We start from the raw sequence: 6,398 nt of genomic DNA, 5'->3' as shown, positions 1-6,398 counted from the left end.
GAATCATCTTTATTCTCCGCTGCTCTTTGAATATCTCTTCTAAACTCAGTCAGTTTCTCATTGAAGCGCTTCACGACATGGAAACGGTCAATGACTAGCTTTGCATTAGGCGCATGCTCATTAACCGAGCTGATATAAGCCTGTCCCATATCGGTAGCAACAGCTTCTATGGGCTTCTTACAACGTTTTTTTCGTGCCCAGAAACCATCAAGGCTCGCCGCCTTTTTCCCTTTTTCTGTATAAATCACTGCGCTCGTTTTCATATCAATAACAACAGTCATAAAGCCTGTTTTAGAGCCACAATAGATTTCATCAATGCCAATATGTGTTACGTCTTTTAAGTCTGGCTGTCTGTATTTTTTGTTCAGGTGACGCTTTTGTATTTCTTTGATGCAATCCCAGCTCACATTGCACAAGCGAGCTATGTCACTAATCGTCATGTTTAGTGCTGAAAGAGATAGCACATACTTTTCAAATCCTTTGGTATATCTGACTTTTTCTCTAGGTGCAAAACGCAGTGGAAGGAAGCGAGTAATCCCGCAATCACCACATCTAACTCTTTGGCTGTTGATGCATATACAAGTTGGCTTATTACCAATTGGGGCGTAAGCGTCCGCCAAACAGCACCTTTCATTACCAATTAAAATCGGCATAGTGGTCTTTATTTGTCAAAGGCCACACCTAATGCGACATCAACATCGAAGCCCTGAAGAGTGGCTACAGCTTCTCGAAGAACAACAGAATTCAGGATTAACCATAGGGCAATTCTGCCATCAAAAATTGATCCCCATTCAATCGTTCCACAACGCCAAAGCTAAAATAAAGCGCTTACGTAAAGAAGTGGATCACGTTAAAGCTAAAGCCCCGCCTGAATTCATTTCCATTATCACTGCGACCAAAGGTGATGAACATGATGCAAGCCTTGTCTTAGCTCACGGTGCGACACAGCTCAGTATTCCCAAATCAACCAGTGCTAAGTGGTTATCAACGTTAATCAAGGAGCTAAACTCATGAAGATGTTTTGTGGTGCCTCTGAAATTTACCTTTACCGTCAACCCGTCGATTTTCGTAACGCCATTAGCGGCCTAAGCCAGATTGTCGAGTCACAAATGAACCTCTCTCCATTTAGTGGTGCTTTGTTCTTGTTTACCAACAAAGCGAGAAATAAACTTAAGCTGCTTTACTGGGATAAAACCGGGTTTGCACTTTGGTACAAACAATTAGCCAAAGAGAAATTTAAATGGCCGGTAAATCATACGGCTTCTCAACTTGAGCTTACCGAAGATGAACTTGATCGTTTACTTGATGGCTTTTCCATTATTGGTCATCAAGCCATAAATTGTGATGGTATGCATGCCGCTTAGTTCCTTATGATCATAGGTTATTGTTGATCACCTATTGAACTAAGTGAGTGCTTGGTTTCATGGTAAATTAGAACCATGAAATTACGTGCTCACGAGTTACCCAACGACATCAAAACTCTGCAAGAGATGTTACTTGCAGAGCGTCAACTCAGTGCGGAACATCTCGCCAATAAAGACCTGCAACTTTCAGAGAAAGACCAGCTTATCGCCGAACTCCAGCAACAAATCATTCAGTTTTGGGAAGATGTAAGGCTGTTACGTCAACAAAAATTTGGAAAAAGCTCAGAGCAAAATCCATTGCAAGCTGACCTTTTTAATGAAGCGGAAGCGACGGTTGATGATGCCCTAGAGCCAGAAGAAAAACAAACCATTACCTATGAGCGCAATAAGCCAAAACGTCAACCGTTACCTGAAAGTTTACCTAGAGAGCAAATTGTTCACGACATAGAAGACAAAACTTGCGACTGCTGTGGTCATGAACTTCATAAAATTGGCGAAGATATTACCGAGAAGCTTGAAGTCATTCCGATGCAGCTAAAAGTTCTCCAGCATATCAGGCCGAAGTACAGTTGCCGTCACTGCGAGCATCACGGAACGCAAGTTCACATTCAACAACAAAAGATGCCGTCAGCGATTATCGATAAAGGCTATGCCACTCCAAGTTTGTTAAGCCTCATCATCACCAACAAGTTTCAATTTAGTTTACCTTTATATCGCCAAGAAAAACTGTTTGCTGAATACGGTATTCATTTGAGTCGTCAAACCCAATCGGAATGGATAATAAAGTGTGCTAACGCGCTGAAACCCATTTATCAGCACTTAAAACAACATTTACTCAAACGCCCCGTGATCAGCTGTGATGAAACTCGTTTGCAAGTTAACCAAGTGGATAAGAGCCAATGTTACATGTTTATCTACTGTTGCGGTGCGGATTCTCCCCCTGTGGAAAAACATGCCCCACCCAACATAGTGCTGTTTGACTACCAAGCAACGAAAAGTGCAGAGTGTATTATCGATTTCCTTGATGGTTATCAGGGCTACATGCACGTGGACGGTTATCAAGCTTTTGAAAACACCCTAGCCAAGCTTGTTGGGTGTTGGGCGCACGTACGTCGTAAATATACCGACATAATAAAAAGTCAATCAGAAGGCAAAGCGAACAAGGCACTGCAAGGATTGAGCTTTATCCAAAAACTTTACGCTATAGAAAAACGACTTAAAGGAAAATCGCCCGACGAAAAGTACCAAACCAGACAAACCGAAGCAGTGCCTATTATTAACGCTTACAAGACGTGGCTGGAAAAATCGGTCAATAACGTGATGTCAGGAAGCAAGATAAGTGCAGCCATTAACTACAGCCTAAATCAATGGAGTAAACTTGTTCGTTATCTCGAAGATGGTCGGTTGAGCATCGACAATAATCGAGTCGAACGAGAAGCTAAACACTTTGCCATTGGTCGAAAAAATTTCCTCTTCTGTCACACTGAAAGCGGCGCCAACAGTAGTGCTGTGTTATACAGCATCGTTGAAACTTGCAAAGTAAACGGTGTTAATCCTACTCAATATCTCACCTATTTATTTGAGCAACTTGCCCATGCCCCTAGCGATTTAGAGCCATTAATGCCTTGGAATTTTGATCAGGATTAGTGGAGTTCGGCAGACGCTTACAATAGTTTTGCGAGTAGCTTTTTCATAAATTGTACAATAACAGAATACGTGAATCCCTGACAAATTTTGATAGTGCGCCAAGCGTAAATTAAAAATATTTTCAAATGGTGCGAGCTATCGACGAATGACTTTCGGTGCACAATTAGTTCTCACTTAATCATGTAATGCTTCAGTTTGAGTTATGGTGCTAAAATAAAAGTTCCTTATCACCTTCGGATTGAACATGAATCAAGCTGAACAAGAAATCGAGCTTCGAGCTATTGAGTTCGCCAAGAAAAATAGAACTCGAATTGGCAGAGAATTAAGCGACAGCAAAAAGTTTCCTGCCGATGAGCAGCCTGTTTCAATCTTTATGTGTGGCTCTCCCGGAGCAGGGAAAACAGAAGCCTCTAAAGTTTTTTTAGAAGCCTTTGCAGATACAAGCATCATTCGCTTAGATCCGGATGAACTAAGAGATTACTTCGAGGATTACACTGGAAACAACTCTTATCTTTTCCAAAAAGGTGTCAGTTTTATTGTTGAACGCACTCTGGATTTCATCTTTAAAAATAATCAAAGCTTTGTATTGGATGGCACATTCTCTAATTTCAATATTGCCTGTAAAAACATTGATCGTTCATTGAACCGTGAACGTTCCGTGCTCATTATTTTTGTATATCAAGAACCGCTGTTAGCTTGGAAATTTGTTCAAGCCAGAGAAAAAGTAGAAGGAAGAAGAATTAAGCCAGAAACTTTTATTGAGCAGTTTTTCGGCTCTCAAACTGTGATCCGCCAAGTAAAAGCTAAGTACGGTGACGCTGTTAAGGTGGATTTATTATTAAAAAATACAGACGGTAGCCCCCGAGCATATAGAGATAACATCGAAAATATAGACGAACATATAGATAAAAAATACTCTCGCAGCGATTTAGAAAGACTGTTAGACTTATGAAATCTAAACTACAACTGGAGAGAAATTATGACAGCTAAAGCAACAAAGCCAGTAAAGTCTTTAACGACAGCTTCTAAGCTTTCGTATTTTGTTAACAGTGCCAGTGTAGAAGAAAAGAAGAAAATTTATGATATCGTGATGTCAAAGGCAACCAAAATGCAAAACGACATCATTGAGCAAGCTAAGCACATCTCATAATAATTCAATTGTGCCACAGCTTGTGGCACTTTTCTGGGTAATTCATTTTCTGTATATTCCCACTAGTTCCAATTTCACAGAATAGGCTGTAACCCGTAATAAGGCTCGATTTAACTGAATGCCAACTTGTTTCTGAGCAGGAACGCGTTAGATTAAATAGCAATAAGACAGAACATTAGTTCAATGGCCGATTACTAGCACTTTATGTTGGGAGCTTTACCTAAATTCGGCATCTTATTGGTACGATGTTATATTGTTTAACGCTGAATTTCGTTTAAAAATAGTTTTTCACTTTTTCGCAAAGTAGATATAGTCTAAAGGGAGTTAACAAGAGTCAAAACAATTAGGTGCATTATGTCTGTAGAAAGTAATCAGCGGACTGCGAACATAGATCTCCAAGAAATGATATCAGATCTGATTGATAAGGGACTAAAGGAAAAAGATACTCTAGAAGCCCCTTGTGCTCAGCTTTATGACTATGATGTTACCGAGACTCAAATTAATATTATAAAAGATGCTTTTTTATGTTTTTGTTGCGCCGGAAGTTGTTGGGATAATTAAATAACTTTATTCATAGATTATACACGGCCTTACAGGCTCTAAAATTTTACAATTTTTTTTATTTCTTGCATTTCAACAATGACATCTATTCTTGCTAAAGAGTGCTGTAGCTTCTCCCGTACCACTCCAATTATCTGATTATGAATATTTGGTATGTTACTTTGTAACAAATGAGTGCATAGCTCTCGGAAAGCCAATTCAACTTTACATTTAGCTTCTACATATGTCTGAGAAAACAATTCAGTTGTTTCATCTGGTAATTCTAGAAACGTTATGCCTCGCTCAGCAAAATCTTCCATGCAGCGTTGCGATTCTATGAAACTAAGGCATTTTTGAACAAGAGCATTAATCTTTGGGGCATTACCGCTCTCTACTACTTCGTAATGGCTAACGTTGCAAATAGGTTCCTTTTCTAACAAATGGCTCTCTGATGAGAAAGCATCAAAAAAATCTTTGGGGATAGGTGAGTCACCATTCAATATAAATTCAAAATTTTCGCCATTAAATTCTACTGTTAGGCGTTGTTTTTGCTCTCTCGATTGGTTTATCAATGTTATATTAGTCCGTTCTAAAAACTGGATATTAACAATTGAAGTTGAATCTAACTCCCTGCTAGTCGCCATAAAAGAACCTACGAGTGAATTTTTTATAGACTATAAAATTTTGCTTTTTCATTCAAAATATTAGCTCTAAGGAGTAGAGGTATGTTCAGGTTTGTTGAGCAAAGTTTAAATTCATAAACTCATTTCGGGGCAAAGATAATTTTGCCTATGATCACCACAGGACATCAATGAACAACTCTGATTTTGTCAGTTACACTCCCTTCCCCGATAGTCCGTTATTTGGAAACGTATTCTAATCTCTTTAACCACCAAAATAACAAATACTCATAGGTTGGACATTAAGGATTAAGGGAAACTAAACCATACCTCAAACGCCCAGTTTTTCTATCTCTTTCAGGATGCGCTCGTTTAGCGTATTTTGACAGATAATCAATTACCCAATACCAAACAGGCCTTGTTTGTGAGTTCGAATCATGGGTAATTGATTCCATAAGTTGATAGAACCAGCTCTGAGTATTTTTTGCTACCATAAAGCTTGAGATATCAATACCCATAAGCTTTTGAATACTAAAACCAATGCGTCGCTTTACCAATAGTGCCAGCAAACTCGCCCATATTAATCCCTCCATAATACCCGCATTCGTTGTGCTGAACTTGCGTAAGTTGTTGTAAGATTTCCATTCCTTAAACAGCAACTCTATTTGCCAACGTAAGCTATAGAGCTTTATTACAGCTGAAGAAGGATATTTATCTCTAGGTAAATTCGTTGCCCAATAAGTTGGCTCTGATTTTCCAGCAGGCCAACTAGCAATCATTCTGTATGCTGTTTTTCCCTCAACATCCATATCGACTAATTGGCTGCGACGAATGTGCTTTTTAACATCCTTCAGTTTTGCTTTTTTAAATCGTTTTAGTTCCTTACCGTTTGCGTTTACACCGGATAAAACCAACGGGTTACTAGTGGCTTTGGCTCTAACAAGGTAACAACCATCGGCTTTATTAATTGAGTCCAAATAAGACAGCTTGAAGTAGCCTCTATCTGCCATAAATAGGCACTTGGATAATGAATCAGCGTTTGGTAAAAAGTCATACTCAGATACAGCATCTGCACTA

Annotated in this window: 9 protein-coding genes; 6 read left to right on the top strand and 3 right to left on the bottom strand. The window is 39.2% G+C overall.

Annotated elements, in window-relative coordinates:
* The coding region (locus D5018_RS20305) for a transposase (protein ID WP_133309359.1) at positions 1-653 on the bottom strand (653 nt) is incomplete at its 3' end.
* A 31-nt stretch (positions 654-684) separates the two neighbouring features.
* Between D5018_RS20305 and tnpA the strand changes: the two genes are divergently transcribed.
* The 6 genes from tnpA (at position 685) to D5018_RS20280 (ending at position 4,722) form a co-directional block, all read left to right on the top strand.
* The gene (tnpA, locus tag D5018_RS20300; RefSeq protein ID WP_121840805.1) at positions 685-1,014 is read left to right on the top strand and encodes an IS66 family insertion sequence element accessory protein TnpA; all 330 of its coding nucleotides are present in this window, start codon (positions 685-687) and stop codon (positions 1,012-1,014) included.
* Positions 1,011-1,364 carry an IS66 family insertion sequence element accessory protein TnpB gene (tnpB, locus tag D5018_RS20295; RefSeq protein WP_121840804.1) on the top strand — a complete coding sequence of 118 codons (354 nt, stop codon included), beginning with the start codon at positions 1,011-1,013 and terminating at the stop codon, positions 1,362-1,364. Before tnpA ends, tnpB begins: the two co-directional genes overlap by 4 nt.
* Before the next feature lie 126 nt (positions 1,365-1,490).
* Positions 1,491-3,011, top strand: coding sequence for an IS66 family transposase (gene tnpC / locus D5018_RS20290; RefSeq protein WP_121840806.1), 1,521 nt, complete (start codon positions 1,491-1,493; stop codon positions 3,009-3,011).
* A gap of 244 nt (positions 3,012-3,255) precedes the next feature.
* Complete coding sequence (locus D5018_RS20285) at positions 3,256-3,963, top strand: zeta toxin family protein (RefSeq protein ID WP_121840803.1); 708 nt, start codon at positions 3,256-3,258, stop codon at positions 3,961-3,963.
* 27 nt (positions 3,964-3,990) lie between these two features.
* Complete coding sequence (locus D5018_RS21825; RefSeq protein ID WP_165905133.1) at positions 3,991-4,161, top strand: hypothetical protein; 171 nt, start codon at positions 3,991-3,993, stop codon at positions 4,159-4,161.
* A 354-nt stretch (positions 4,162-4,515) separates the two neighbouring features.
* Positions 4,516-4,722, top strand: a complete 207-nt coding sequence (locus D5018_RS20280; RefSeq protein ID WP_121840802.1) for a hypothetical protein — start codon at positions 4,516-4,518, stop codon at positions 4,720-4,722.
* 38 nt (positions 4,723-4,760) lie between these two features.
* On the opposite strand, the gene D5018_RS20275 is transcribed toward D5018_RS20280, so the two are convergent.
* Together D5018_RS20275 and D5018_RS20270 are read right to left on the bottom strand one after the other, a co-directional pair.
* The gene (locus D5018_RS20275; protein WP_121840801.1) at positions 4,761-5,345 is read right to left on the bottom strand and encodes a hypothetical protein; all 585 of its coding nucleotides are present in this window, start codon (positions 5,343-5,345) and stop codon (positions 4,761-4,763) included.
* Positions 5,346-5,623: 278 nt separating this feature from the next.
* Positions 5,624-6,398 (bottom strand): IS4 family transposase (locus tag D5018_RS20270; RefSeq protein ID WP_121840800.1); only part of this gene is annotated, 775 nt, incomplete at its 5' end.

Origin of the sequence: Parashewanella curva (assembly GCF_003675895.1) — a bacterium.
Classification (GTDB): domain Bacteria; phylum Pseudomonadota; class Gammaproteobacteria; order Enterobacterales; family Shewanellaceae; genus Parashewanella; species Parashewanella curva.
Note: the sequence above shows the minus strand (reverse complement) of the source record. Positions and strands in the feature narration are given on the sequence as shown.